26 protein-coding genes are annotated in these 24,717 nt (G+C 65.0%); 19 read left to right on the top strand and 7 right to left on the bottom strand.

Annotated features, from left to right (window positions below; translation table 11 throughout):
• Window positions 1-720 (bottom strand): ComF family protein, encoded by a 720-nt coding sequence (locus tag E8M83_RS21885; protein WP_137175458.1) that lies wholly within the window; start codon window positions 718-720, stop codon window positions 1-3.
• A 60-nt stretch (window positions 721-780) separates the two neighbouring features.
• On the opposite strand from E8M83_RS21885, the gene E8M83_RS21880 reads away from it, so the two are divergent.
• From E8M83_RS21880 to E8M83_RS21855, 6 genes are all read left to right on the top strand, one after another.
• On the top strand, window positions 781-1,698 hold the full coding sequence (locus E8M83_RS21880) for a methyltransferase domain-containing protein (protein ID WP_137175457.1): 918 nt from the start codon (window positions 781-783) through the stop codon (window positions 1,696-1,698).
• Between the two features lie 351 nt (window positions 1,699-2,049).
• On the top strand, window positions 2,050-3,246 hold the full coding sequence (gene coxB / locus E8M83_RS21875; RefSeq protein ID WP_137175456.1) for a cytochrome c oxidase subunit II: 1,197 nt from the start codon (window positions 2,050-2,052) through the stop codon (window positions 3,244-3,246).
• Window positions 3,247-3,261: 15 nt separating this feature from the next.
• On the top strand, window positions 3,262-4,881 hold the full coding sequence (ctaD, locus tag E8M83_RS21870; RefSeq protein WP_137175455.1) for a cytochrome c oxidase subunit I: 1,620 nt from the start codon (window positions 3,262-3,264) through the stop codon (window positions 4,879-4,881).
• Window positions 4,882-4,999: 118 nt separating this feature from the next.
• Window positions 5,000-5,575, top strand: coding sequence for a cytochrome c oxidase assembly protein (locus tag E8M83_RS21865; RefSeq protein ID WP_137175454.1), 576 nt, complete (start codon window positions 5,000-5,002; stop codon window positions 5,573-5,575).
• Complete coding sequence (locus E8M83_RS21860) at window positions 5,562-5,774, top strand: DUF2970 domain-containing protein (protein ID WP_137175453.1); 213 nt, start codon at window positions 5,562-5,564, stop codon at window positions 5,772-5,774. The genes E8M83_RS21865 and E8M83_RS21860 overlap by 14 nt, the downstream gene beginning before the upstream one ends.
• A gap of 45 nt (window positions 5,775-5,819) precedes the next feature.
• Window positions 5,820-6,692: a cytochrome c oxidase subunit 3 gene (locus E8M83_RS21855; protein ID WP_137175452.1), complete on the top strand. Its 873-nt coding sequence runs from the start codon at window positions 5,820-5,822 to the stop codon at window positions 6,690-6,692.
• 3 nt (window positions 6,693-6,695) lie between these two features.
• On the opposite strand, the gene E8M83_RS21850 is transcribed toward E8M83_RS21855, so the two are convergent.
• Window positions 6,696-6,896 (bottom strand): twin transmembrane helix small protein, encoded by a 201-nt coding sequence (locus tag E8M83_RS21850; protein ID WP_137175451.1) that lies wholly within the window; start codon window positions 6,894-6,896, stop codon window positions 6,696-6,698.
• A 33-nt stretch (window positions 6,897-6,929) separates the two neighbouring features.
• Between E8M83_RS21850 and E8M83_RS21845 the strand changes: the two genes are divergently transcribed.
• From E8M83_RS21845 to E8M83_RS21820, 6 genes are read left to right on the top strand one after another with little or no spacing between them, the layout of a single operon-like run.
• Window positions 6,930-7,673: an SURF1 family protein gene (locus tag E8M83_RS21845; RefSeq protein WP_137175450.1), complete on the top strand. Its 744-nt coding sequence runs from the start codon at window positions 6,930-6,932 to the stop codon at window positions 7,671-7,673.
• Complete coding sequence (locus tag E8M83_RS21840; protein WP_229491758.1) at window positions 7,651-8,259, top strand: cytochrome C oxidase subunit I; 609 nt, start codon at window positions 7,651-7,653, stop codon at window positions 8,257-8,259. The genes E8M83_RS21845 and E8M83_RS21840 overlap by 23 nt, the downstream gene beginning before the upstream one ends.
• Window positions 8,260-8,293: 34 nt before the next feature.
• Window positions 8,294-9,466, top strand: coding sequence for a heme A synthase (locus tag E8M83_RS21835; RefSeq protein WP_137175449.1), 1,173 nt, complete (start codon window positions 8,294-8,296; stop codon window positions 9,464-9,466).
• 6 nt (window positions 9,467-9,472) lie between these two features.
• Window positions 9,473-10,366, top strand: coding sequence for a heme o synthase (gene cyoE, locus E8M83_RS21830; RefSeq protein WP_137175448.1), 894 nt, complete (start codon window positions 9,473-9,475; stop codon window positions 10,364-10,366).
• A 1-nt stretch (window position 10,367) separates the two neighbouring features.
• Window positions 10,368-10,958, top strand: coding sequence for an SCO family protein (locus E8M83_RS21825; RefSeq protein ID WP_137175447.1), 591 nt, complete (start codon window positions 10,368-10,370; stop codon window positions 10,956-10,958).
• 30 nt (window positions 10,959-10,988) lie between these two features.
• On the top strand, window positions 10,989-12,062 hold the full coding sequence (locus tag E8M83_RS21820; RefSeq protein ID WP_137175446.1) for an AI-2E family transporter: 1,074 nt from the start codon (window positions 10,989-10,991) through the stop codon (window positions 12,060-12,062).
• Window position 12,063: 1 nt separating this feature from the next.
• Here the strand turns inward: E8M83_RS21820 and E8M83_RS21815 are convergent, their stop codons facing one another.
• The 5 genes from E8M83_RS21815 to nhaR all read right to left on the bottom strand — a co-directional run bounded on the left by E8M83_RS21815 (window position 12,064) and on the right by nhaR (window position 17,232).
• Entirely contained in the window at window positions 12,064-12,423 is a 360-nt protein-coding gene (locus E8M83_RS21815) for a hypothetical protein (RefSeq protein ID WP_137175445.1), read from the bottom strand.
• Window positions 12,424-12,449: 26 nt separating this feature from the next.
• The gene (locus E8M83_RS21810) at window positions 12,450-14,003 is read right to left on the bottom strand and encodes an ATP-binding protein (RefSeq protein ID WP_137175444.1); all 1,554 of its coding nucleotides are present in this window, start codon (window positions 14,001-14,003) and stop codon (window positions 12,450-12,452) included.
• A 6-nt stretch (window positions 14,004-14,009) separates the two neighbouring features.
• A complete protein-coding gene (locus tag E8M83_RS21805) occupies window positions 14,010-14,813 on the bottom strand; it encodes an alpha/beta fold hydrolase (protein WP_137175443.1) in 804 nt (267 codons plus the stop codon).
• A gap of 99 nt (window positions 14,814-14,912) precedes the next feature.
• Window positions 14,913-16,265 carry a hemolysin family protein gene (locus E8M83_RS21800; RefSeq protein ID WP_137175442.1) on the bottom strand — a complete coding sequence of 451 codons (1,353 nt, stop codon included), beginning with the start codon at window positions 16,263-16,265 and terminating at the stop codon, window positions 14,913-14,915.
• Between the two features lie 58 nt (window positions 16,266-16,323).
• Window positions 16,324-17,232 carry a transcriptional activator NhaR gene (gene nhaR / locus E8M83_RS21795; protein ID WP_137175441.1) on the bottom strand — a complete coding sequence of 303 codons (909 nt, stop codon included), beginning with the start codon at window positions 17,230-17,232 and terminating at the stop codon, window positions 16,324-16,326.
• Window positions 17,233-17,348: 116 nt separating this feature from the next.
• Between nhaR and E8M83_RS21790 the strand changes: the two genes are divergently transcribed.
• The 7 genes from E8M83_RS21790 (at window position 17,349) to E8M83_RS21760 (ending at window position 24,716) form a co-directional block, all read left to right on the top strand.
• Complete coding sequence (locus tag E8M83_RS21790; RefSeq protein ID WP_137175440.1) at window positions 17,349-18,398, top strand: DUF475 domain-containing protein; 1,050 nt, start codon at window positions 17,349-17,351, stop codon at window positions 18,396-18,398.
• An 83-nt stretch (window positions 18,399-18,481) separates the two neighbouring features.
• Complete coding sequence (locus E8M83_RS21785; protein WP_137175439.1) at window positions 18,482-19,057, top strand: TerD family protein; 576 nt, start codon at window positions 18,482-18,484, stop codon at window positions 19,055-19,057.
• Window positions 19,058-19,125: 68 nt separating this feature from the next.
• Window positions 19,126-19,821 carry a TIGR00266 family protein gene (locus E8M83_RS21780; protein WP_137175438.1) on the top strand — a complete coding sequence of 232 codons (696 nt, stop codon included), beginning with the start codon at window positions 19,126-19,128 and terminating at the stop codon, window positions 19,819-19,821.
• 12 nt (window positions 19,822-19,833) lie between these two features.
• Window positions 19,834-20,418, top strand: a complete 585-nt coding sequence (locus E8M83_RS21775) for a TerD family protein (RefSeq protein WP_137175437.1) — start codon at window positions 19,834-19,836, stop codon at window positions 20,416-20,418.
• 123 nt (window positions 20,419-20,541) lie between these two features.
• The gene (locus E8M83_RS21770; RefSeq protein WP_137175545.1) at window positions 20,542-21,060 is read left to right on the top strand and encodes a sigma-70 family RNA polymerase sigma factor; all 519 of its coding nucleotides are present in this window, start codon (window positions 20,542-20,544) and stop codon (window positions 21,058-21,060) included.
• 72 nt (window positions 21,061-21,132) lie between these two features.
• Window positions 21,133-22,212, top strand: coding sequence for a FecR domain-containing protein (locus E8M83_RS21765; protein WP_137175436.1), 1,080 nt, complete (start codon window positions 21,133-21,135; stop codon window positions 22,210-22,212).
• Between the two features lie 92 nt (window positions 22,213-22,304).
• Window positions 22,305-24,716, top strand: a complete 2,412-nt coding sequence (locus E8M83_RS21760) for a TonB-dependent siderophore receptor (protein WP_170976886.1) — start codon at window positions 22,305-22,307, stop codon at window positions 24,714-24,716.
• The last annotated feature ends 1 nt before the right edge of the window (window position 24,717 follow it).

The raw sequence follows: 24,717 nt of genomic DNA, 5'->3' as shown, positions 1-24,717 counted from the left end.
TCATGCATGCGGCGGGGTGCGCGCGAACACGATATTGGTGACGCGCGCGGCGCCGGCCCGTTTCAGGACGGCCGCGACTTCGTCCAGCGTATGCCCGCTCGACATGACGTCGTCGACCACGCCCACATGACGCCCGCGCAGGTCGAATGCGACGTCCACCCCGAACGCCCCGCGCACATTCTTCTTGCGCTCGCCCGGTGCGGTACCCGACTGCGCCGTGGTGTCGCGCAGCCGCCGCAACAGTTGCGGCGCGACCGGCAGGCGCAGCGCACGGGTCAGCGGCCGCGCCACCTCGAGCGCCTGGTTGTAGCCGCGCTCGACCAGCCGTGCCGGGCCCAGCGGCACCGGGCACAGCACCTCGGGCAGCGCGATGCCGGAGCGCACGATGGCGTCGTACAGCACCCGCGCCATCCACGGCGCCAGCGCCAGCTGGGCCCCGAACTTGAGCTGCAGCACCACGCTGTCGAGCGGCGCGGCATAGTCGCAGGCGGCCAGGGTGGCGTCGAAGGCGGGCTGCGCTGCCAGGCAGGCGCCGCAATGCCGGCCCTGGTCGAGCGTGCCGGCCGGATTGGCGCAGCACGGGCAGCGCGCAATTGGCAGGACATAGGCTTGCTCGCAGGCGGCGCACACCGCCGCGTCGGCATCGGCACCACACAGGGCGCAGGCGGACGGCAGCATGGCACGCAGCAGGCGCCCAGGCAGGGCGCGAAGGTCCAGCATCGGCTCGACTTCCCACAACCGGTTAAACTGCCAACATTATCTCATCTTGCATTGCATCCCATGGCTTCTCCTCAATCCCCGTCCAGGCTGAGCGCCCCGATCGACCTGTCCCGCGTGCGCGAGCTGTTCGCGCATCCCGAACGCATCGCCCCGTCGAATTTTTTGCGGCGCGAGATCGCCGAGCGCATGCACGAGCGACTGAGCCTGGTGAAAATCGTTCCCAAGCAGGTGCTGGACGCGGGATGCGGCGCCGGCGCCGACCTGGCGCTGTTGCAGAAAACCTATCCGGCGGCCCAGATCCTGGGCCTGGACGGGGCCGGGGCGATGGCGCGCGAGGCCAGGGGGCCGGCATCGCAGGGGGGCGCATTCAATCAACTACTTACCCGCCTGATGCCGGCCAAGGCCGGTGTCGACGTGCTGTGCGGCGACTATGGCAACCTGCCGTTCGGGCCCAATTCGCTCGACCTGCTGTGGTCGAACCTGGCGCTGCACTGGCATCCGCTGCCCGACCGCGTGTTCGCCGAATGGCGCCGCGTGCTGCGGGTCGAGGGGCTGCTGATGTTTTCCTGCTTCGGCCCGGATACCTTCACCGAAGTGCGCAGCGCCTTCGCCGCGCTCGACACGCACCCGCACACCTTGCCCTTCGTCGACATGCACGATTTCGGCGACCAGCTGGTCGAAGCCGGCTTTTCGACGCCGGTGATGGACATGGAACGCATCACCGTCACCTATGACACGCCGCAGGCGTTGCTGCTCGACGTGCAGGCACTGGGCGGCAATCCGCTCGAATCGCGCAGGCGCGGCCTGGTCGGACGCGCGGCCTGGCGCCGCGTGCTCGATGCCTTCGAGGAGCAGCGCCGCCCGGACGGCAAGCTCGGGCTGACCTTCGAAGTCATCTACGGCCACGCCTTCCGGCCGGCGCCGCGCACCACGGCATCGGGCGAATCCATCGTGCGTTTCCAGCCGCGCAAGCCGTGATTACCCATTCTGGATAGCCATGTTGCCAATGCGACCGATTTTCCTTGAATAAAAATTAGTGCTTTAGATATAATCAATTGCTATTTTTTTCGTCCGGCCAATAGAAACGCTTAAAAAAGCGGCAAATTCGGGCGAAAAGTAGAAAAAAGAATTGCAGCAGTCGCAGAGTCGCCCAGATCCTGGCAGCAACGTATTGCCAGGCGGGCGAGATGGTTTCCCACCATTCCGCAGCGCAATTACGCGGGACGACCCGGCAAGCCCTCTGTGACCAGTACGGAGCGGCAGCGGTTCGTTCACGGAATTGCTGGCCCGTTAAAAATATTCTTATTTTTTGGGTGGTTGGGGACATACATGACATATGCAACGCGACTGAAGGCCGTGCTGTCCGGCTTTGCCGTACTCGCAGTAACTGCCGCCGTGCCGGTGTGGGCGCAGCAGCAGCCGATCACAGGCCGGCCTCTCGAGCACCAGCTCAATATGCAGGCCCCCGTCACACAGGTCGGCGCCGACATCTATTCCCTGCACACCTGGATGATGATTGTCTGCCTGGTGATCTTCGTCGCCGTGTTCGGCGTCATGTTCTACTCGGTGTTCAAGCACCGCAAATCCCTGGGCCACAAAGCGGCCACCTTCCACGAATCCACCGCCGTCGAAATCGCCTGGACGGTGGTGCCGTTCCTGATCGTCATCGGCATGGCGCTGCCGGCCACCAAGACCGTGGTCGCGTTGAAGGACACTTCCAACGCCGACCTCACCATCAAGGCCACCGGCATGCAGTGGAAGTGGGGCTACGATTACCTGAAGGGCGAGGGCGAAGGCATTTCCTTCCTGTCGAACCTGTCCACCCCGCGCTCCCAGATCGGCGAGCCGGGCGTGAAGCCTACCGAGGCGCGCACCGAGAACTACCTGCTCGAAGTCGATAACGAGATGGTGGTCCCGGTCAACAAGAAGATCCGCATGGTGTTCACCGCCAACGACGTGATCCACGCCTGGACGATTCCCGCGTTCGCGATCAAGCAGGACGCCATTCCCGGCTTCGTGCGCGACGGCTGGTTCCGCGCCGAGAAGACCGGCGTTTACCGCGGCAACTGCGTCGAACTGTGCGGCAAGGACCACGCCTTCATGCCGATCGTGGTGCGCGTCGTGACCGATGCCGAGTACACCGCCTGGGTCGAGGGCAAGCAGAAGGAAATGGCGGCCCTGGCCGACGATCCGACCAAGACCTGGACCATCGACGAACTCAAGACCCGCGGCGAGCAGGTCTACGCCGCCAACTGCGTGGCCTGCCACCAGGCCAACGGCAAGGGCGTGCCGGCCGCCTTCGCGGCGCTGGACGGCTCCCCGAACGTGCTGGGCGACAAGGCGCACCAGATCGACATCCTGCTCAACGGCCAGAAGACCGGCAGGTTCCCGACCGAGATGCCGGCGTGGAAACAGTTGTCCGATACCGAGATCGCTGCCGTGATCACCTATACGCGTAATTCCTGGTCGAACAAGGCTGCGGAAAATATCGTTCAACCGGCCGAAGTCCTGGCCGCACGCAAATAATGCAGGGGTAACGACATGAGCACCACGACTCTCGATCCAGCACAAGACCACGACCACGGCCACGGCGATCACGCGCACGACCACGACCACCACGACCATCCGCACGGCTGGCGCCGCTGGCTGTTCGCCACCAACCACAAGGACATCGGCAGCCTGTATCTGTGGTTCTCGTTCATCATGCTGCTCTCGGGCGGCGTCCTGGCGCTGATGATCCGTGCCGAGCTGTTCCAGCCCGGCCTGCAATACGTGCGTCCCGAATTCTTCAACCAGCTCACCACCATGCACGGCCTGGTGATGGTGTTCGGCGCGATCATGCCGGCCTTCGTCGGCTTCGCCAACTGGATGCTGCCGCTGCAGGTCGGCGCATCCGACATGGCGTTCGCGCGCATGAACAACTTCTCGTTCTGGCTGCTGCCGCCGGCCGCGCTGCTGCTGGCCGGTTCCTTCCTGGTGCCGGGCGGCGCCACCGCCGCCGGCTGGACGCTGTATGCGCCGCTGTCGACCCAGATGGGCATCGGCATGGACATGGCGATCTTTGCCATGCACATCATGGGCGCCTCGTCGATCATGGGCTCGATCAACATCATCGTCACCATCCTGAACATGCGCGCGCCGGGCATGACCCTCATGAAGATGCCGATGTTCTGCTGGACCTGGCTGATCACCGCCTACCTCTTGATCGCCGTGATGCCGGTGCTGGCCGGGGCCATCACCATGACCCTGACCGACCGCCACTTCGGCACCTCGTTCTTCAATGCCGCCGGCGGCGGCGACCCGGTCATGTACCAGCACATCTTCTGGTTCTTCGGCCACCCCGAGGTCTACATCATGATCTTGCCGGCCTTCGGCATCGTCTCGCAGATCATCCCGGCCTTCGCCCGCAAACCGCTGTTCGGCTACGCCTCGATGGTATACGCGACCGCCTCGATCGCGATCCTGTCGTTCGTGGTCTGGGCCCACCACATGTTCACCACCGGCATGCCGGTGACCTCGCAGCTGTTCTTCATGTACGCCACCATGCTGATCTCGGTGCCGACCGGCGTGAAGGTGTTCAACTGGGTCGCCACCATGTGGAAGGGCTCGATGACCTTCGAGACCCCGATGCTGTTCTCGGTCGGCTTCATCTTCGTGTTCACCATGGGCGGCTTTACCGGCCTGATCTTGGCGGTGACCCCGATCGACATCCAGGTCCACGACACCTATTACGTGGTGGCCCACTTCCACTACGTGCTGGTGGCCGGCTCGCTGTTCGCGCTGTTCGCCGGCTTCTATTACTGGGCGCCGAAGTGGACCGGCCATATGTATCCCGAAACGCGCGGCAAGATCCACTTCTGGCTGTCGCTCATTACCTTCAACATCACCTTCTTCCCGATGCACTTCCTGGGCCTGGCCGGCATGCCGCGCCGCTATGCCGACTACGCGGTGCAGTTCACCGACTTCAATATGATCGTGTCGATCGGCGCCTTCGGCTTCGGTTTCAGCCAGGTGTACTTCCTGTTCGCGGTGGTGCTGCCAACCATCCGCGGCGGCGCCAAGGCGCCGGCGAAACCATGGGAAGGCGCGGAAGGCCTGGAATGGACCGTGCCGAGTCCGGCGCCGTTCCACACCTTCGAGAACCCACCGCTGGTGAAATGATGAGCGCCCGCAAACCCAGTAATCTCAGGACCGCCTTGTGGGTGGGCGGCCTGGCGCTGTTCTTCTTCGTCAGCGTGTTCGTCAAGTTCACGCTGCTCAGCTGACCCGGGAGGCAGGCATGAACAGCAAGCTGCTACGCCTGAACCGCACCACGCTCGGCAAGCTGGTGCTGGTGGCGATCGGGATGTTCGGGTTCGGTTATGCGCTGATACCGGTGTACCGCCAGGTCTGCGAGGTGCTCGGCATTAATGTGCTGACCCAGAAGGGCGAGTTCGTCGCGGCGCCGACCAATACCCAGGTCGACACCTCGCGCACCATCACCATCGAGCTGGACGGCAATTCGCAGGGGCCATGGCGCTTCCGCCCGACCACCCGCAGCATCGACGTGCACCCGGGCGAGCTGGCCACCGTCATGTACGAGGTGGTCAACACCCAGGGCAGGGCGGTCAAGGCGCAGGCGATTCCGAGCTATGCGCCGCAGTCGGCCACGCCGCACTTCATGAAGGTGGAGTGCTTCTGCTTCCAGGAGCAGACGCTGGCGGCGAACGAGGCGCGCCAGATGCCGGTCGTGTTCTTCATCGACCCCAAATTGCCGCGCGAAGTGAAGAACATCACGCTGTCGTATACCTTCTTCGAGATCGGCGGCGCGTTCAAGGCGGCGGCCGCGCCGAAAGCGGGAAATGGAAACGGATAAGCCGCACCAGCGCAAGGCGAATTTTCTCGCCACCATGAAGGCCGTGTTCTGGTCTTTCTTTGGCGTGCGCAAGCGCAAGGATTACGAGAGCGATGCCGCCAACCTGAACCCGGTGCACGTGGTCATCGCCGGCTTGATCGGGGTCGTGATCTTCATCGGGCTGATCATGCTGGCGGTGCGGTTCGCGGTGTCGCAGTAAAGTACCAAGGAATACTCAAATAATCAGAAGGTCGAGGAGATAAAGATGAGTTCGTCACCAGTGGGTTCGTCGCACGCTGCGCCTTATTATTTCGTCCCCGGTCCATCGCGCTGGCCGCTGCTGGCCGGCATCTCGATGCTGGTGACGATGACCGGCGCGTCCGGCTGGGTCAACAGCATGTCGTGGGCACCGGCCGTCTGCCTGGCCGGCATCGCGGCCATGCTGGTGGTGTTGTGTTTCTGGTTCGGCGACGCGATCCGCGAATCCGAATCCGGCCTGTATGGCAAGCGCATCGACCTGTCCTACCGCTGGTCGATGAGCTGGTTCATCTTCTCAGAGGTGATGTTCTTCGGCGCCTTCTTCGGCGCGCTGTTCTATGCGCGGGCGATCTCGATGCCCTGGCTGGCCGACCTCGACCATCAGATCCTGTGGCCCGACTTCTCGGCGCAGTGGGGCAATACCGGGCCGGCCGAGATCGTCGATGGCTTCCGCACCATGGGCCCGTTCCCGATCCCGACCATCAATACCGCGCTGCTGCTGCTCTCGGGCGTCACGCTCACGATTTCCCATCACGCGCTGCGCGCCGGCCACCGCAACAAGACCGCGATCTGGCTGGCCGCCACCATCCTGCTGGGCGCGGTCTTCATGGGCTTCCAGGTCTACGAATACATCCACGCCTACCGCGACCTGAACCTGAAGATGACCTCGGGCATCTACGGCTCGACCTTCTTCATGCTGACCGGCTTCCACGGCTTCCATGTGACCATGGGGGCGATCATGCTGGCGGTGATCCTGTACCGCGTGCTCAAGGGGCATTTCACGGCCGATAACCACTTCGGCTTCGAAGGCGCAGCCTGGTACTGGCACTTCGTCGACGTGGTGTGGCTGGGGCTGTACGTGGTCGTGTATTGGCTGTAAGGTTCAGCGCAGGCCGGTCGGCGCAATCCACCCCATCTGGTGCGCCGCCAGCAGGCACAGGAACAACACGATCGACAGGCCGACCCGCATCGCCAGCGCATTGACGGTGCGGTTGCTGCGCCCCTTGTCGCGCATCAGGAAGAACAGGGCCGACCCCAGGCTGGCCAGGATCAGGACGAAGGCGATGGCGACGAAGATTTTCATGGTGGACCTGCGAAAGGTTGAGGCTTTATTGTAATGCGGTTCGGCTTTCGTTTTCGCCCCATCGCCTTCGCCGCGGCGGTCGTCGTGGCCATCGTCGGCATCTTGCTCGGCAACTGGCAACAGGGCCGGGCCGCCTATAAAACCGAGCTGCAGGCGCGCCAGCAGGCGCGCGCCGCCGAGCCGACGCTCGAGCTCACGCCATCCACCCGGCTCGGGCCGGACGACGAATTCCGCAGCGTGCGCCTGCAGGGCGAATTCGTCGGCGACTGGCCGGTCTTTCTCGCCAATCGGCCGATGACGATCCAGTCCAGGGCGCAGTCCGGGTTCTATCTCGCAATGCCGTTTAAAATAGCGGGTTCGGACACGCATGTACTCGTGTTGCGTGGCTGGCTGCCCCGGCCTGCCGGCGCCGAATACGGCAAGCTGCCTGCCTACGCCACGCCCGCCGGTCCACTGATGCTCAAGGGCCGGATCGTCGCGAGCGCCGGGAAAGTGATGGACCTGGGAGAAGGGCCGCCGCTGGCGCCCGGCGCCCTGGTCCAGAACCTGACGCCGGAGGCGCTCGCCCGGGCCAGCGGCCTCAAGATGCAGCCCTTCCTGGTGCAGCAGACGCAGGCCGCCGGCCGGCGCGACGCGCTGGCCCGCGACTGGCCGGCGCCGGATGCGGGCATCGACAAACACCGTGGCTACGCCTTCCAGTGGTATGCACTGGCGGCGCTGGCCCTTCTTTTTTATGTGATTACGGGATTTCGACGTGGCTCAAGAACAAATCGCTGAACCGAACGCCGCGCGCCGCCGCGGCCGCCTGAAACTGCTGGTGCTGCTGCTGGTGTGCGCGGCGCCGATCATTGTCTCGTACATCACGTTCTATATCGTCAAGCCGGACGGCCGCACCAATTACAGCACCATCCTCGACGCGCGCACCCTGCCGATCCCCGAGATGACCACCACCACCCTCGACGGCAAGCCGCGCACCCTGGCCGACCTGAAGGGCAAGTGGATCATGGTGCGCGTGGGCGGCGGCGCCTGCGACGAAGAGTGCGGGCGCCAGCTGTACGCCATGCGCCAGTGGCGCACCATGCAGGGCAAGAATATGGATCGCATGGAACGCGTCTGGCTGATCACCGACAATGAGCCGCTCGATACGGTGCTGATGCGCGAGTACGACGGCATGGAACTGCTGCGCGCGCCCGCCGCCACGGTGGCGCAATGGCTGCCGGTCGAAGCGGGCCGTCAAGCGAGTGACCACATCTACCTGATCGACCCGCTCGGCAACCTCATGATGCGCTTCCCGTACCAGCCGGAACCGGGCCGCGTCTACAAGGACATCGCCAAGCTGCTCAAGGCCTCGGCCATCGGCTGAAGCGTCAAGTTATAGGTAATAGAAAAAGCATCGCATGGATCTGTCTTCACTGCTTCACCTGCTCCTGATGGGCGTGCTGGTCGCCAGCCTGCCGCTGTCCATTGTCTGGATGTCGGCCGACCCCAATAAATACCGCAAGCTGGTGTGGGTGATGGTCTTTCTCACCTTCGACCTGATCGTGTTCGGCGGCTTTACCCGCCTGACCGATTCGGGCCTGGGCTGCCCGGACTGGCCGGGCTGCTATGGCGAAGCCAATCCCTTCCTGGCCCACGAACACATTGCCGCCGCCGAAGCCGCGATGCCGACCGGCCCGGTGACGGTGGCGAAAGCCTGGATCGAGATGATCCACCGCTACCTGGCGATGGGCATCGGCGCCCTGATCCTGGCCCTGCTGTTCACGTCGGTCAAGCAATGGCGCCGGACCCATAACGAGGTGTTCAAGCCAGCCATGCCGCTGGCGCTGCTGGCGTCGGTGCTGGTGCAGGGCGCCTTCGGCGCCTGGACCGTCACGCTCAAGCTGCAACCGGTGATCGTCACCATCCACCTGTTGCTGGGCATGATGCTGCTGGCGATGCTGGTCTGGATGGGTTGCCGCGAAGACTATCTGTTGAAACCGCCGCTGCTGGCACGCCACCTGGGACAAGTGCGCGATCCGGTGCGCCGCCTGCGCGGCCTGCGCATCCTGTCGCTGCTGGCGGCGGTGGTGCTCACCGTGCAGATCGCGCTCGGCGGGTGGGTGAGCACTAACTACGCCACCATGGCCTGCGACACCTTCCCGCTGTGCCAGGGGGCGCTGGTGCCGGAACTGGACTTCGAGCATGGCTTCCATTTGTGGCGCGAGCTGGGCATGACGAAGGAAGGCCATTACCTGCCGTTCTCGGCCCTGGTGGCGATCCACTGGGTACACCGGGCCTTCGCGCTGGCGGTGGTGCTGGTGCTGGGCCTGGCGGCGTGGCGCGCCTGGCGCCTGCCCGAAGTCGGCAAGACCGCGCGCCGGCTGCTGGCGGTGATGGTCGTGCAGCTGTTGACCGGCATCGCCACCGTGTATTTCGACTTCCCGCTGGCGATCGCCGTGATGCATAACGCCGGGGCGGCGCTGCTTGTCATCCTGGTGACCATGCTAAACTACCGGGTGAAGTTCCAACTCGACGCGGCCCGCGCTGCCCCGGCGCCAGAAGTCGCCGAAGCGTCGCCACGCCCGCAATAGCCCCAGATGACGACCCAGACAGCCATCCATAAAACCCCGAGCCGGTTCTCGCAGTACTGGACCCTGACCAAGCCGCGCGTGACGCAGCTGGCGGTGTTCTGCGCCGTGATCGGGATGTTCCTCGCCACTGACGGCTTCCCAGGGTGGCAGACCCTGGTCGCCGGCACGGTCGGCATCTGGCTGCTGGCCGCCGCCGCGTTCGCGGTGAACTGCCTGGTCGAGGCCGGGATCGACGCACGCATGGCGCGCACCGCGCGCCGCGCCACCGCTTCGGGCGAACTGAGCCAGTCGCAGACGATCACCTTCTCGCTCCTGCTCGGCGGCCTGGGCATGTATATCCTGTACGCCTTCGTCAATCCGCTGACCATGTGGCTGACCTTCGTCACCTTCGTCGGCTATGCCTTCATCTATACCTTGCTGCTCAAGCCGAACACCTCGCAGAACATCGTGATCGGCGGCCTGTCGGGCGCGATGCCGCCGGCGCTGGGCTGGGCCGCGGTGGCCAACGAGGTGCCGATGGAAGCCTGGCTGCTGGTCCTGATCATCTTCATGTGGACCCCGCCGCATTTCTGGGTGCTGGCCATGTACCGCCGCGACGACTACGCCCGCTCGGGCCTGCCGATGCTGCCGATCACCCATGGCATGAAGTTCACCGGCCTGCAAGTGTGGCTGTACACGATCGGCCTGGCCGCGACCACCTTGCTGCCGTTCGCGGTCGGCATGAGCGGCCTGATCTACCTGGCGGCGGCGATTCCGCTCAACGCCATCTTCCTGCGCCACGCCTGGCGTATCCACCGCAACTACAGCGACCTGCTGGCGCGCAAGACCTTTACCTGGTCGATCGTCTACCTGTCGCTGCTGTTCGCGGCCTTGTTGGTCGACCATTACTTCAGGTTCTGACATGAAAAAACTTTTGGGCGTACTGGGATTCACGGCCGTCGCGCTGCTGGCAAGCGGCTGCGACAAGATCGGCGAGAAGCCGCCGGCCTTCCACAACACCGACGTCACCGGCGTCGACTACGCCAAGGGTTTTTCGCTGACCGACCACACCGGCAAGCCGCGCACCCTGGCCGATTACAAGGGCAAGGTGGTGGTGATCTTCTTCGGCTATACCCAGTGCCCCGACGTGTGCCCGACCACGATGTCCGAGATGGCCACCGTGATGACTGAACTGGGCCCGTCGAGCGACGACGTGCAGGTGCTGTTCATCACGGTCGACCCCGAACGCGATACGCAGGAACTGCTGTCGCACTACGTGCCGGCCTTCGACAAGCGCTTCGTCGGCTTGTATGGCGACGCTGCCGCGACCGCGAAGGTGGCCAAGGAGTTCAAGGTGTTCTACGCCAAGGCGCCGGGCTCCGATCCTGCCAGCTACACGGTGGACCACACGGCCGGCAGCTTCGTGTTCGACAAAGCGGGTCACCTGCGCCTGTTCGTGCGCCACGGCCAGGGCCCGGCACTGATCGCCCACGACCTGCGCCAACTGCTATGATGGTGTAAACACCACTCATACCAGGACGGCATGGAAGCGCGACCCGGACGAAACTACACCCGCATCGCCATCGTCGTCCTGCTGACGCTGGGCTGCCTCTATGTCCTGCGTCCCTTCCTGCCGGCGATCCTGTTCGCCGCCGCGGTCGCCATTTCGACCTGGCCGCTGTACCTGCGGCTGTTGCAGGCACTGCATGGCCAGCGCACGATCGCGGCGCTGACGATGACGCTCACGCTGACCCTGCTGTTCGTCATCCCGCTGTCGATGGTGGCCTACAACCTGGCCGACGACGTCGCGCGCGGCTTCGGCCAGGTGCGGGTACTGATCGAGCACCGCGAGTTGGCGCCGCCGGCCTGGATCGTCCAGATCCCGCTGGTCGGCGCGACCCTGGAAACCTATCTGCACGACCTGATCGCCAGCCGCGAGCAGATGCTGGCCCTGGCCCAGCGCATGCTGGAGCCGGCGCGGCGCTGGCTGGTGGCGGGCGGCATCATGCTCGGCACCGGCGTCGTGCAGATGAGCCTGGCGGCCTTTGTCAGCTTCTTCCTGTACCGCGACGGTAATGCGCTGCTGGCGGTGATCGCGGTGACCATGCGCAAGGTGATGGGCGAGGGCGCCGAATCGATCCAGCACACGGTCAGCCAGACCGTGCGCGGCGTGATGTACGGCTTGCTGGGCACGGCGCTGGCCCAGGCGCTGGTGGCGGCGGTCGGCTTCGCCATCGCCGGCGTGCCGGCGGTGCCGCTATTGTCGGTGCTGGTGTTCCTGACGTCCCTGATCCCGCTCGGCCCGCCGCTGGTGTGGGGCGGCGCCACGGTCTGGCTGTTCGCCCATGGCGAGACGGGCTGGGCGATCTTCATGGCGATCTGGGGCACGGTCCTGATCAGCGGCGTCGACAACGTCGTGCGGCCGATGCTGATCAGCCGCGGCAGCAGCCTGCCATTCCTGCTGACCCTGCTCGGGGTGCTCGGTGGCGTGATCGCCTTCGGCTTCGTGGGCATGTTCATCGGGCCGGTGCTGCTGGCGGTCGGCTACTCGCTGATGAGCGAATGGACCGGGACCGAGGATCCGATCGTCAAGCACGACGACACGGCGCCCGGTTAGCTCAGCAACTCCCCAGCTTCCACACCAGCTTGTCCCTGCCTTTTTCCAGCAACTGCACCTCGACCCCATCCTTGGCCGAGCGCGTGATCGTGACGGTGCGCCCGAAATAACCGTACTCCGTCTTGAGCGTGTCCTTGCCCTCGGCCTGCTTGACCTCGGCGCGGTCGATCTGCAGCCGCAGGTTCTGCAGGATCTGGGCGTCCGGCCAGCGCGCCGACAGGGCGACGTGGCGGGTGCGGTCGTCCTTGTTGGACTCGGGATAGCGCCGCTCGCAGGCGGCGGCGCTGCCCGCAGAAGCCAGGCATGCCAGGCACAGCAGGCCAGCCGCCAGCCGGGAGGAAGAAGAAAACGAGATGGTCATGGGTCGTGCTCGAAGTAGACGTGCGCTCATCGTAACAGCAGGCGCAGCTGCTCGAAATCGATCGGCTTGGTCAGGTGGTGGTCGAAGCCGGCGTCCAGCGCCAGCGTGCGGTCCTTGTCCTGGCCCCAGCCGGTGGCGGCGATGAGCGTCGTGCCCAGGCCGGCGGGCAGGGCGCGCAGGCGCCGCGCCAGTTCGTAGCCGTTGTAGTCGGGCAAGCCGATATCGAGCAGGGCGACGTCGGGCGCGAATTCGGCCGCCAGTTCCAGCGCGGCGGTGGCGGTGTGCGCCATGCGCGTCTCGCAGCCGAACAGTTCCAGCGCCAGCGCCATGGTCTCGGCGGTGTCGATGCTGTCGTCCACCACCAGCACCCGCAGCGGGGCGGCCAGCACCGTTGGCGCGGCCGCTTCTTCATGCGCGACGCAGCCGGCGATCAGCGGCAAGCGCAGGGTGAATTCGCTGCCCAGGCCAGGGCCGGCGCTGTCGACCAGGATCGCGCCCCCATGCAGGTCGACGATGCCGCGCGCCAGCGCCAGGCCGATCCCGAGGCCGCCGCGGGCGCGGTCGAGCGCCGGCTCGAGCTGGGCGAACATATTGAAGACCGCGCCCAGCGCGTCGGCCGGAATGCCGATGCCGTTGTCGCGCACACGCAGCTCGGCGTGACCGTCCGCGCAGGCCAGTCCGACGTCGATCAGGCCGCCGTCCGGCGTGTACTTGGCGGCATTGGCCAGCAGGTTGATGACGACCTGCGCCAGGCGGGTCGGGTCGCCGTCGACCACCAGTGGCGCATCCGGCACCGACAGGCGCAGCGTGTGGCGCGCCGCCGCCATGGTGGCCGCCATGTCCTGGGCCGCGCCGCGCACCAGCGGGCCCAGCTCGACCGGCGTGCGGCGCAGCTGCATCCGGTTCTGGGTGATGCGCGAGACGTCCATCAGGTCGTCCACCAGCCGCGTCAGGTGGCGCAGCTGGCGATCGAAGGCCTGCACCAGGCGCTCGTCGCCGTCGCCATACTTGAGCCTGAAAACGTCGAGCGCGCTGCGCATCGGCGCCAGCGGATTGCGCAGCTCGTGCGAGAGGGTGGCCAGGAATTCGTCCTTGCGGCGGTCGGCCGCCGTCAGTTGCGTGTTCAGCGCCTGCAACTGCAGATCGGCCAGGCGCTGCGCCTCGAGTGCTTCTTCGGCCACCCTGCGCGCGCCGAGCAGCGCATGTTCATAGGCGTGGCGCCCGCCCGAGCGGAACACGGCCCAGTGGTCGAGCCAACCACCGCCGGGGGCCGGACGGCGCACGATATTGAGCAATACCGGCAGGTGGCCGCCGTCGGCGGCCAGCAGGTCGAGCTGGACTTCGCTCACCTCGCCTTCGAGCTGCAGCAGCGGCACGCAGCGGGTGTGGTGGAACAGGCGCGCGCCGACTGCCATCAGGTCGCAGAAACGCAGCTTGCCGGCCAGCGCATCGGCCTCGACGCCGAGCCAGGCGTGGATGGTGGCGTTGGCGTGCACGATCGTGCCGTCGGCGTCGGTCGCCAGCAGCCCGCACGCCGCCTGCTCGTAAAGGGAATCGAAGGCGGGCAGGGCGGCGTTCATCGCGGGCTAGCGCAGTGTCTGCGCAAGGAAGACGTCGATCGCGCGCGAACTGGCGGTCGGCGCGCTCATGTGCGGGCAGTGGCCGACGTTGTCGATCACGGCCAGGCTGCTGCCTGCGAGGTGCCGGTGCAGCCACTCGCCGACCGTGCGCGGCGCGATCAGGTCGTCGCTGCACTGCAGGACCAGCGAGGGCACGGTCGACTTCGGCACGTCGGGCCGGTGGTCGGACAGGAAGGTGACGCAGGCGAAGTGGCGCGCGATCTCCGGGTCGTTGCGGCAGAAGCTGTTGGTGAGTTCTTCGCGCAGGTCGGGGCGGTTCGGGGCGCCCATGATGGCCGGCGCCAGGCTCTGCGCCCAGCCCAGGTAGTTCGCTTCCATGGTGTCGAGCAGCTCGCCGATGTCTTCGCGGCTGAAGCCGCCGACATAGTCGCCATCGTTGATATAGCAGGGCGACGGGCCGATCATGGCCTGGGCCGCGAAGCGCTGCGGCGCGGCGATGGTGGCCAGCATGCCGATCATGGCGCTGACCGAATGGCCGACCACGATGACGGGCCCGGTGGCGCATTCGTCGACGATCTCGAGCAGGTCGTCGGCGTGGCCGTGCAGCGACGAATACCTGGCGCGGTCATAGGCGGCGAGGTCCGAGCCGCCGCAGCCGGTCAGGTCATAGGTGATGGTGCGGAACCGGTCATGGTAGGTGGGCGCGAGGAAGCGCCACATGGTCTGGTCGCAGCCGAAACCGTGGGCAAATACCATTGTGGCGGCACCATTGCCGGCGACGTGGACGTTGTTACGAGTCTTGACAGACATTTAATGCCTTCTAATAATTTCAGGCAGACATGCATTGAAAATAACATTTTTCGTCTGCAAAGTCAGCAAGATGGTCATGCGACCCGGGTGATTTGTGGCTCAGTCGTGCTCATTGCCCTCATTTGCGCGGGTCAATTGCGGTATGACTTTGACCAGCAAAATGCGCGGACCGTTCATCTTCTTGACCACCACGTCGAAGTGGGGGAATCCGATGCGCTGGCCCTGCTTGGGAATGTCGCCCAGCTTTTCCATCAGCAGGCCGCCGACCGACTCCACGTCTTCCAGCCCCATCTGCTCGTTGTCGATGTCGATCCCCAGCAGGCGCTCGAGCGAGAAGATCGGCAGGCTGGCCTTGCCGATCCAGGTGCCGTCGGCCTGCTTGAGCCAGTCGTTCTCGTTCATCCGGAATTCGTCGCGGATCTCGCCCACCATCGCCCCCAGCAGGTTGTCCAGGGTGACGAAGCCGACCGGGCGCTTGCCCTTCTCGCCGATCAGGGCGAAGTGCGGCGCGCCGCCGCGGAAACGCCGGAAGATGTCCTGGGCCGGGGTGCGCGCCGAGATCGACTCGACCGGCCGCAAGAACTGCGTCAGCTCGGTGATCGGACGGCCCGCCTGCAGGGCGAAGTACAGGTCTTTCAGGTGGATGACGCCCAGTACCTCTTCGCCTTCCTCGTCGAAATACGGGTAGCGCGAAAAACGGTTGCGGCGCACGGTTTCCAGGTTCTCTTCGAGCGTGCGGCTGGCGTACAGAGCGCTGACCTCGTTGATCGGCCGCATCAGCTCGGATACCTGCAGCGTGCTGAAGTCGAGCGAATGGGCCAGGATATTGCGGTCGTCCTGGGTGATCTGTTCGCCCGGCGTGGTGGTGTTGGTATTGGTGCGCAGGATGAGCTTGAGCTCGTCGAGCGAGTAATGGGTGTCGTGACCGCCGGCCCCGGCCAGGCCGGCCATGCGCAACACGCCATTTGCGCTGGCATTCAGAACATAGATCGCCGGATACATCGCCCAATAGAAACCGTACAGCGGCATGGCGCACCACAGGGCCACCGATTCCGGCAGCCGGATCGCCAGCGACTTGGGCGCCAGCTCGCCGACCACGATGTGCAGGAAGGAGATTACCGAGAATGCCACCACGAAGGACACGCCGTGGATCAGTTCTTCCGACGTCACGCCGGCGAAGGCGAACACCGGCTCGAGCAGGCTGGCGAAGGCCGGTTCACCGACCCAGCCCAGGCCCAGCGAGGCCAGGGTGATGCCCAGCTGGCAGGCCGACAGGTAGGCGTCGAGCTGGCCGTGGACCTTGGCCAGGATGCGTCCGCGCAGGCCGGTGGTCTTGGCGATCGCGCGCACGCGGGTCTTGCGCAACGTGACGATGCTGAATTCGGCCGCCACGAAGAAGCCGTTCAGCGCCACCAGGAAGAAGGCGAGAACGACGAATAAAATGTTTTCCATACCAGTTTTGTATTAACAAAAGGCAAAGCCAAGGGGCATTGTACAGCCCAACACGTCTTTACCCCTCGGCCAGCGACTCTTTGTGCACCGCGGCCAGGATCGCCTCGACCGCCGGATGCTTGATCTTGCGTTCGTTGGAAATCGCATAGAAGTGCTCGCGCACCTCGGGCACCCGGCCCACCAGTTCGGCGCCGAGCTGGACCTTGATATCGGCGGCCGGCGCCGCCGGGGTGAAGAACAGGCCCAGGCCGCGCCGCCCGAACGTATTGAGCAGGGCGTTGTCCTCGAACTCGCCCACCACGTCGGGCCGGATCGCGTGGCGTTCAAACCAGTCGTCGATCTTGCCGCGCAGGGCATTGTTGCGGGTCGGGAGCAAAATGGGGGCGCCGTGCAGCGAGGCCGGGAAATCCTTGCGGTAGGTCTTGGCCAGGGACGGGGCGCCGACCACGTACATCTCGTTCTCGGACAGCAAGTGGCTGAACACGCGCAGGGTGGTCCCGGTCGGCACCGCGCGGTCGGTCAGCACCACGTCGAGCTTGTGCAGGGCCAGGTCGCCCAGCAGGGCTTCGTATTCGTCTTCATGGCACACCAGGCGCACGGGAATGGCGAGCTGGGTGGTCACCTCGAGCAGGCGGTAGGCGGTGAACTTGGGCAGCGAGTCCGAGATGCCCACCGCGAGCCGGATGCGGGCGCTGTCCGAGGCGTCCAGCGCTTCCTGCATCTGCTCTCCGAGCAAGAAGATCTGGTCGGCATACGACAGCGCCAGGCGGCCGGCCTCGGTCAGGGCCAGGCGCCGGCCCTGCTGGGTGAATAATGCCTTGCCGAAAGCCTGCTCGAGCAGGGTAAGCTGTGTACTGACAGTCTGGATCGCCAGGCCAAGGCGTTCGGCGGCGCGCGTGATGCTGCCTTCCTTGGCGACCACCCAGAAGTAATATAGGTGGCGAAAATTGGGTGGCGCGTGGTTCATGTCTTCTGTTTTTCGGAAGTAATATTTCGATTATCTTCGCTTTTTCAATAAGAGCCAAGGTTTTACAATGCAATCCGCCGATTCCGTTGGCGCACAACCTACAAGAGAGAAAACGCATGAAATACTTTACATGGTCATTCATCGTGACCGCAGTCTGCCTGGCGCTCGCTGCCTGGTGGGGTTATGAGCACGACGGCATGTCCGGCCTGGTTACCGCGCTGGGCGTGGCCACTATCCTGGCCGTGATGGAAGTCTCGCTGTCGTTCGACAATGCCGTGGTCAACGCCTCGGTGCTCAAGAACTGGGACGAGTTCTGGATCAAGCTGTTCCTGGGGATCGGCATCATCATCGCCGTGTTCGGCATGCGCCTGGTGTTCCCATTGGTGATCGTGGCCGTGGCCGCGGACCTGGGCGCCATGGAAGTGTGGAACCTGGCGCTGACCGATCCGAAAGCGTTCTCGACCCACCTGACCAACCATCACGCCGAAGTGGCGGCCTTCGGCGGCATGTTCCTGCTGCTGGTGTTCCTGAACTTCATGCTCGACGACGAGAAGGAAACCCACTGGCTGGGCAACTTCGAAGCCAAGATCGGCGCGCTGGGCAAGGTGTCGTCCATCGCTGTCATGATCGCGATCGCCGCACTGCTGTTCAGCATGACCTATGTTGACGAAGCGCAGAAGATGGTCGTACTGATCGCCGGTATGTGGGGCATCCTGGTCTATGTGGGTGTCGATATGCTCAGCAGCATGCTGGAGAAAAGCGAATCCGAAGCCGGCGCCGTCGGCGACGCAGTCAAGAAGGGCGGTATCGGCGGTTTCCTGTACCTCGAAGTGCTCGATGCCTCGTTCTCGTTCGACGGCGTGATCGGCGCCTTCGCGATCACCAGCGACGTCGTGATCATCATGCTGGGCCTGGCGATCGGCGCGATGTTCGTGCGTTCGATGACCGTGTTCCTGGTCCGCAAGGGCACGCTGGACGAATACGTCTACCTGGAGCATGGCGCGCACTACGCGATCGGCATCCTGGCAGTGATCATGCTGGCGAGCATGAAGTGGCATGTGCCAGAGCTGATCACTGGCGGCGTCGGCGTGGCCTTCATCCTGGCTTCACTGTGGAGTTCGCTGCAGTACAAGAAAAAACACGCTGCGCTGGAAAGCGGCGTCTAAGGCAGTACAGAATCCGCGGCGAGCGGCTGAACACCAGCTCGCTGCGTTTGCAACCGGTGTTCATTTACTAGGAGAGTCTCATCATGGCAATCAGTCTGCAAAAAGGCGGCAACGTCAACCTGTCGAAAGAAGCTCCGGGCCTGACGTCGCTGAAAGTCGCCCTCGGCTGGGATATTCGTGCTACCGATGGCGCAGCCTTCGACCTCGACGGCGCGGTATTCCTGCTCAATACCTCGGGCAAGGTGCGTTCGGACGCCGACTTCATCTTCTACAACAACCTGAAGTCGGCCGACGGTTCGGTGGTCCACTCGGGTGACAACACCACCGGCGCCGGCGACGGCGACGACGAGTTCGTCAACATCGACCTGACCAAGGTCCCGGCCGACATCGACAAGGTCGTGCTGGGCGTGACCATCCACGACGCCGAGACCCGCCGCCAGAACTTCGGCATGGTCGGCAAGGCCTTCATCCGCTGCGTCAACAACGCCAACAACCAGGAAGTGGCGCGCTACGACCTGTCCGAAGACAGCTCGACCGAAGCGGCGATGATCTTCGGCGAGATCTACCGCAACGGCGCCGACTGGAAGTTCCGCGCGATCGGCCAGGGCTTCAATGGCGGCCTGGGGCCACTCGCCCGCAACTACGGCGTCAATGTTTGACGGTAGTCGCAACGGTTTGAGGTAATGTAGGGGCGGTCCATGGGGACCGCCTCTTGAAAGGAAGCCAAATGCCAGTATTTACCGTGACCGGGGACGTCGATCCCTTCCTGCATGTGTCCCTGAAGCAGGGCGAGACCATCTATTGCGAATCCGACGCGATGGTGATGATGGAATCGACCCTCGACCTCAAGGGCAAGATGAAGGGCGGACTCGGTAGCGCGCTGATGCGCACCTTCGCCAACGGCGAGTCGTTCTTCCAGCAGCATATCGAAGCGACCCGCGGCGAGGGCGACTGCCTGCTGTCGCCGACCCTGCCGGGCGCGATGCAGGTGGTCGATGTCGGCCCGAACAACTACATCATCAGCGATGGCGCTTTTGTTGCCGCCAGTTCCGGCGTCGACCTGCGGGTGCGCACGCAGAGCCTGGGCAACGCGCTGTTCGCCAATAGTGGCGGCTTCTTCGTCACCGAGACGAGCGGCCAGGGCCAGGTGGTGGTGTCGGGCTTCGGTTCCATGTCGGCGCTCGACGTCGAGCCGGGCAAGGACGCGATCATCGACAACTCGCACGTGGTGTGCTGGGACAGCACCCTGCGCTACGAAATCTCGATCACGACCGGCACCAGCGGTGGCTTCCTGGGTAACCTGATCAACAGCCAGACCAGTGGCGAGGGCATGGTGCTGCGCTTCTCGGGCCGCGGCAAGGTCTATGTCTGTTCGCGTAATCGCATCGCATTCAAGGCCTGGATGCAGGCGCCCGCAAAATAAGGAGCAATAAATATGTCAGTCAATCTGCAAAAGGGTCAGAAGATATCCCTGGACAAGGAAGCCGGTGGCGGCCTCTCCCGCGTGACCATGGGTCTCGGCTGGGACGCGATCAAGTCGAAGGGCTTCTTCGGCTTCGGCGGCGGCAAGTCCGAAGCCGTCGACCTGGACGCCTCGGTGGTGATGTTCGACGAGTCGAACCGCCCGATGGACGTGGTCTGGTTCCGCCAGCTCAAGAGCCGTGACGGCAGCATCACCCACACCGGCGACAACCGCACCGGCGCCGGCGACGGCGACGACGAGCAGATCGTCGTCGACCTGAGCGCCGTGCCGGCCAACGTCAAGGCGCTGGTGTTCACGGTGAACAGCTTCACCGGCCAGAACTTTTCGACCGTCGAGAACGCCTACTGCCGCCTGATCAATACCGCCAACGGGCAAGAGGTGGCGCGCTTCAACCTGTCGGTGACGGGTTCGCACTCGGCCCAGATCATGGCCAAGCTGTACCGCCATGGCGGCGAGTGGAAGATGCATGCGATCGGAGAGAACGGCAATGGCCGTACGTTCGATGATTTGATGCCGCAGATTACCGTGCACCTGTAATCGGCAGCGTGGTCGTAGCGATCGAACCGGGGCTGCGTGCCCCGGTTTTTATTTTATCGACAGCACGAAGCAGTTTCTGCATAATGAGAATGTTTCTCATTCTCACTAATCTTGGCTTACACCGTGCTCGAGCGCTACTACCGTGAACTGCTGAATTTTTGCGCACGCATGGTCCGGGATCCCCATGCTGCGGCGGATGTCGTGCAGGAGAGTTACGCGCGCGTGCTGGCCGTGCGCAATTCGGGGCAGGCGATGCCGGAGCCGCGGGCGCTGCTGTACCAGACGGCGCGCCGCCTGATCATCGACCGCCACCGGCGGCAGGCCGTGCGCGAGCATGACGATATCGACGGGCTGTCCGACGACGCGCAACCGGCGGCGCCATCGCACCTGGAGCCGGAGTCGCTGTATGCCCATGAACAGCATGCACGGGCCATCGTCGCGACGATCGAGGCCTTGCCGCCACGCTGCCGCGAGGCGTTCGTGCTGAACCGGTTCGAGGGCCTGTCGCACCAGGAAGTCGCCGACCGCATGGGAATATCGAAGAATATGGTGGCGCAGCACATCATTCGCGCCGTGCTGGCGTGCAAGGCGTGCGAAGATGCGTTGAATGGCGCACCGCGGCCAGGGAAACAAGAACAATAACCATGGTCTTGCAATCTTCGACCTCATGCCCGCGCCATCTCGTGCGTCTCCAGTCATGAGAGGCCTCCACCCATGAAACGATCCTATTCAATACCGCCGGCGCCCGACCCCGAACCGGACGAGGCACTGTACGCGGCGGCTGCCGGCTGGCAGGTGCGCCGCCAGGACGGCTTGGGCAGCGACGAGGAAGCCGCGTTCCAGGCATGGCTGGCGGCCGACGCCAGGCGGCAGGTGGCCTACGCCCGGATCGACGACGTCTGGTATGGCTTGGATGAACTGCCCGCCGCCGCCGTCGCGCAGCTGCGAGCCTCGTCCGTGCCGGCGTCGCGCAAGCCGGCACGGCGCGGCTGGCTGCAATGGGGGCTGCAGGCCTGGCTCGACCTAGCCCGTCCGATGGCGACCGCGGTGCTGGCGGTCGGCGTACTCGGCGCGGGATGGCTGGGTTGGCGGCATTGGCAGGCGCAGCCGCTGTTCAGCGAGGTCTATGCCACCGCGCGCGGCCAGACGATGGACGTCACCCTGCCCGAGGGCAGCGTGCTCAAGCTCGATACCGTGACCCGTGTGGAAGTAGCCCTGTACCGCGACCGGCGCGAGGTCCGCTTGCCGCAAGGGCAGGCCATGTTCACGGTCAAGGCCGATGCCGCGCAACCCTTCGACGTGCTGACCGGACAGGTGCGCGTCACGGTGGTGGGCACGCGTTTTTCGGTACGCAATACGCGCGCCGGCCTGGGCCAGGACAGTGTCGGGGTCCAGGTGGAGTCCGGCCGCGTACGGGTCAGCATGCTGGAAGGAGGGCGCTCATCCGGCGCGCCGGTGCTGCTGGGCGCTGGCCAGTACGTCCAGACCGGAGCGGCCGGCCAACTGGAGGCGGTAGAGACCAGGCCCACGCGCGGCGCCATGCTATGGCGCGAAGGGCGGGTGAATTTCGATAACACGCCGCTGGCCCAGGCGGTGGCGGAGTTCGAGCGCTACGGCGCGACGCGCCTGGTGATCAAGGACCCGGCGGTGGCCGCGCTGCGCGTCAACGGCAGCTTCGACTTGCGCCGGGCCGATGCCTTCAGCAAGGCCTTGCCCCTGGTATTGCCGGTACGGCTGCTGCGCGCTGGTGGCGAGACCGAAATCACGGCCGCGCAAGCCGCGTCGAAAAAATAGTTCGAAAATAGTGAAATAGCACCTCAAGCGGCATGCATCCCACGCGTCTCCATTGATAGTGATTCCTATTTACTGTCTTGGAGATGACCCGCATGCAGCACCCCCGTTTCAATCCGGCCCCCCTGGTCTGGAGCCTTGCCACCGTGTTCGCCACCCTGTTTTGCGGCCCGGTGCACGCCCAGGCCATGCCGGCCACCGTCCTGTTCGCCGTCGCTCTGCCGGCACAGCCGCTGGGCACTGCGCTCAATGAGCTGGCGCGCCAGGGCCGCTTCCAGCTCATCGCCCATCCCGACCTCGTGGCCGGTAAAACCGCGCCGACCGTGTCCGGCACCCTGACGGCGCGCCAGGCGCTGGAGCGCCTGCTGGCCGGCTCGGGCCTGATGGCGTCGGTGGAGGGCGGCGTGGTGGTGATCAAGGCCGCCCCCAGGGAGGTGACGCGGGTGCTGCCCACCGTCACGGTGACCGCCAACGCCCTGCGTGAAACGCCGACCGGCCAGCTCGCCGGTTATGTGGCGCGGCGCAGCGCGGCCGGCAGCAAGACCGACACCGCCATCGTCGACACGCCGCAGTCGGTGTCGGTGGTGACCAACGACGAACTGCGTCACCGCCAGGCCGAGACCTTGACGCAGGCGCTGAACTACACGCCTGGTTTTACCGGCCCGCCGACCAGCTTCGGTCGCACCGCCGACCGCTTCCGCATCCGCGGCATGGATGTCGAGTCGGCCACCGGCGGTTCGATGCGCGACGGCCTGCGCCTGCAGAGCAACTCGTATGACGGCACCCAGGAGCCGTTTGGCCTCGAGCGGGTCGAGGTGCTGCGCGGCGCGGCCTCGGTGCTGTACGGGCAGCTGTCGCCCGGCGGCGTCGTCAATGCGGTCAGCAAGCGGCCCGTGAAGGGTGGACTGCGCGAGATCGGCATCCAGGCTGGCAATCACGATCGCAAGCAGGTAACGGCCGACCTGAGCGGCCCGGTAGCGGGAGCCGGCGCGCTCGACTACCGGCTCACCCTGCTGTCCAGGAACAGCGATACGGCGCAAGACTACATCAACGACGACAAGCTGTATATCGCGCCGACGCTGACCTGGCACGCCGGTGAGGACACCACGCTGACCCTGCTCTCGTTCTACCAGAAAACCCGCACCCGCTTCCCGGCGCCGCTGCCGTATCAACTGGTGGAAAGCGTGGCCACCGGCCCGGTGCGCATCGGCCGCCACGACTTCATCGGCGAGCCAGGCTACGACAAGATGCACGGCGACATGCATGCCTTCGGCTATGAGCTGGCACACCGCTTCAGCGACGACGTCAAGCTGAGCCACAAACTGCGCTATTCCGAATCCGAGGTGGCCTGGAATTATCTACAGGCCCAGACCTCGGCCGCGGCCATCCAGGCAGCCAGCCAGACCGGCCTGCTGGCGCGCCAGTACAGCGACCGCCGCGAGCGCGCGCGCAACATCGCCAGCGACACCAGCGTGGAGTCGACCTGGGAATGGCTGGGCATGCGCCACGTGCTGCTGGCCGGTGTCGATGCCTACCGCATCACCTATGACTCGACCAATTTTCGCGGCAATGCCCCGGCGCTCGACTTGCTGACCCGCAACTACGGCCAGCCGGTCGTGGTCAACCGCGCGACCAGCGTCGATCGCGGCTCGCGCATCCGCACACTCCAGAAAGGCATCTATCTGCAGGATCAGATCAGCGTCGACCAGCACTGGACCGCGCTGCTGGGAGCGCGCCGCGACTGGGCCACACAGGACCAGACCATGCACCGCAACCAGGCCACGCTGGACAAGGACGACGCGGCCACCACATGGCGCGCCGGCCTGGTCTACAAGACCGACGCCGGCCTGGCGCCTTATGCCAGTTACAGCGAGTCGTTCTTCCCGGTCACGGCAGCCGACGCGGCAGGCACCGCGTTCAAGCCCACCCGCGGCAAGCAAGTCGAAATGGGCGTGCGCTACCAGCCGGACGGCAGCAATATGCTGCTTAGCGCCGCCGTATATGACCTGACGCAGACCGATGTGCTGAAGTACGACGCTGCGCAGGACCTGTATCGCCAAGCCGGCGAGGTGCAATCCAGGGGCTTCGAACTGGAAGCAAAGGCGGAGCTGAGCCCCGCCACCAGCCTGATCGCTTCCTACGCCTACACCGACGCCCGCACGACCCGTAGCACCATCGCCAGCGAAGTCGGCCAGCGCAGCGAGGACACGCCGTTTCACCAGGCTGCGCTCTGGCTCGACACCAATTTCGCGGCCCTGGGCCTGCCGAAGCTGAAGGCGGGCGGCGGCGCGCGCTACAAGGGCGCAACCCAGGCGTCCGGCATGACCGAGGCCATGCCCGGCTACACGCTGTTCGACGCGATGCTCAGTTACCGGATCGGCCGCCAATGGGAGCTGTCGGCCAACCTCAATAACCTGGGCGACAAGAAGTTCGTCTCCTGCGAATACGCCATCTGCCATTACGGCGATGAACGCCGGGCCACAGCCACGCTGACCTATCAATGGTGAC

The organism is Massilia sp. HP4, assembly GCF_005222695.1.
In the GTDB taxonomy this organism is placed as follows: Bacteria; Pseudomonadota; Gammaproteobacteria; order Burkholderiales; family Burkholderiaceae_D; genus Telluria.
The sequence above is the reverse complement of the archived record's forward strand: the minus strand, read 5'-3'. Positions and strand labels throughout refer to the sequence as shown.